We start from the raw sequence: 2,212 nt of genomic DNA, 5'->3' as shown, positions 1-2,212 counted from the left end.
CCATGCCGCTCGATCACCGCGATCCGCATCAGGTCGCGTAAGACATCGGGCCGCTTGTCGCCATCCTCGGGGCTGATCTCGAAGCTCAGATGCTCGGTGATGATCTTGCCCGGCAGGATGCCGATCACCGGCGTCTCCACCCGGTTGCCGCTGCAGCGGAAGTGATGCGGCTCGACCCGCCCCGCCTTCACCGAGTGCCGCGCCACCGGCGGGATCACCTCGCGCCGCGCGAAGGCCGCGTCATCCGCCACCACCCCGCCCGACAACACCAGCGAGGCATGGCAGCCCTCCAGCGTGTCGATCACCGCGATATCCGCCCGCTTGCCCGGCGCGATCAGCCCGCGGTCCTTCAGCCCGAAGGCCTCCGCCGCCGACAGGCTCGCCGCGCGATAGACCGCCAGCGGCGGCGCGCCCAAAGCGATGGCGGTGCGGATCATGTAATCCAGATGGCCATGCTCGGCGATGTCCAGCGGGTTGCGGTCGTCGGTGCAGAAACACAGGTAAGGCGCCTGCCGCTCGGTCAATAGCGGCGCCAGCGCGTGCAGGTCCTTCGAGACCGACCCCTCGCGGATCAGCACCCGCATCCCCTTCCTGAGCTTCTCCAGCCCCTCCTCCGCCGTCGTCGCCTCATGCTCGGTGCGGATGCCGGCGGCGATATAGCCGTTCAGGTCGCGCCCGCGCAGCAGGGGCGCATGGCCGTCGATATGCCGCCCGCGGAACGCCTCCAGCTTGGCGAGGCAGCCTTCGTCCTTCATCAGCACGCCGGGAAAGTTCATGAACTCGGCCAGCCCGATCACCCGCGGATGATCCATCAGCGGCGCCAGATCCGCCGCCTCCAGCCGCGCCCCCGCCGTCTCCATATGGGTGGAGGGCACGCAGGAGGACAGCTGCACCCGGATGTCCATCACCGTGCGCGACGCGGCTGCGAGGAAATACTCGATCCCCTCCAGCCCGCAGACATTGGCGATCTCGTGCGGATCGCAGATCGCCGTGGTCACGCCGCGCGGGCAAACGCAGCGGTCGAATTCGAAGGGCGTCACCAGCGAGCTTTCGATATGCAGATGCGTGTCGATGAACCCCGGCACGAGGATCTTCCCGGTGCAGTCGATCACCTCGCGCCCCTCGTAATGATCGAAGACGCCGACGATGGTATCGCCGCAGATCGCCACGTCGCCCTCGACCAGATCGCCGGTGATCAGGTCGAAGACCCGCCCGCCGCGCAGCACCAGATCGGCGGGGGCGATCCCGCGACCCTGATCGATCAGGTCGGACAAGTTCGGGCGCATGGGCAGTCTCCCTCTGGATGTGGCGACCACAGAACCGCAGCGCGCGGCCGCCGTCCAGTGGCCATTCGCCCTTGAACCTGCCGGAATATGATGATCCTTCTGCGTAACCTTACGCCCGGAGAAGGATTTTCCCATGCAGCCGCTGCGTGGCATCGGCCTCAAGGTCGCCTCGGTGCTGATCTTCATCGTGATGTCCTCGATGATCAAGGCGACGGCCGACACCATCCCCCCGGGCGAGGCCGTGTTCTTCCGATCGCTGCTGGCCATGCCGGTGATCCTCGTCTGGCTGGCCTCGCGGCGCGAGCTGGCGACGGGGCTGCGCGCCCGCAATCCGCTGGGCCATGTCTGGCGCGGGCTGATGGGCACCTGCGCCATGGGCTGCGGTTTCGCCGGGCTCGGCTACCTGCCGCTGCCCGAGGTGACGGCCATCGGCTATGCCGCACCGCTGCTCGTCGTCATCTTCGCCGCGATGTTCTTGGGCGAGCAGGTCCGCGCCTTCCGCATCTCGGCGGTGGTGCTCGGCCTCGTCGGCGTGCTCATCGTGCTCTCGCCCCGGCTCTCGGTCGCCACCGGCGGCATGCTCGACCATGCCGAGGCCTTTGGCGCCATGGTCGTGCTGGCGGGCGCGGTGTTTTCCGCCCTCGCCCAGACCTTCGTGCGCAAGCTGGTCGAGACCGAGCAGATCTCGGCCATCGTCTTCTACTTCTCGCTCACCGGCACGCTGCTGGCGCTCTGCACCCTGCCCTTCGGCTGGGTGGTTCCCGACGCGCGCGACCTGGCCTTGCTGGTCGGCGCAGGCATCCTCGGCGGCTGCGCCCAGATCCTGCTGACCTCCAGCTACCGCTATGCCGACGCCTCGGTCATCGCGCCCTTCGAATATGCCTCGATGCTCTTCGCCCTGCTGATCGGCTATTTCGTCTTCGCCG

The 2,212-nt window shown here is 67.9% G+C and carries 2 protein-coding genes; one reads left to right on the top strand and one right to left on the bottom strand.

Annotated features, from left to right (window positions below; all coding sequences use genetic code 11):
- On the bottom strand, positions 1-1,286 hold a 1,286-nt coding region (locus tag C5F48_RS23325), incomplete at its 3' end, for an adenine deaminase (protein ID WP_107666072.1).
- A 133-nt stretch (positions 1,287-1,419) separates the two neighbouring features.
- Here C5F48_RS23325 and C5F48_RS23320 point away from each other — a divergent pair.
- Positions 1,420-2,212, top strand: a 793-nt coding sequence (locus C5F48_RS23320; protein WP_107666071.1) for a DMT family transporter, incomplete at its 3' end; no start/stop codon positions are given.

The sequence above is a fragment of the Cereibacter changlensis JA139 genome (assembly GCF_003034985.1).
In the GTDB taxonomy this organism is placed as follows: domain Bacteria; phylum Pseudomonadota; class Alphaproteobacteria; order Rhodobacterales; family Rhodobacteraceae; genus Cereibacter; species Cereibacter changlensis.
This window is presented reverse-complemented; position numbering and strand designations above follow the sequence as displayed.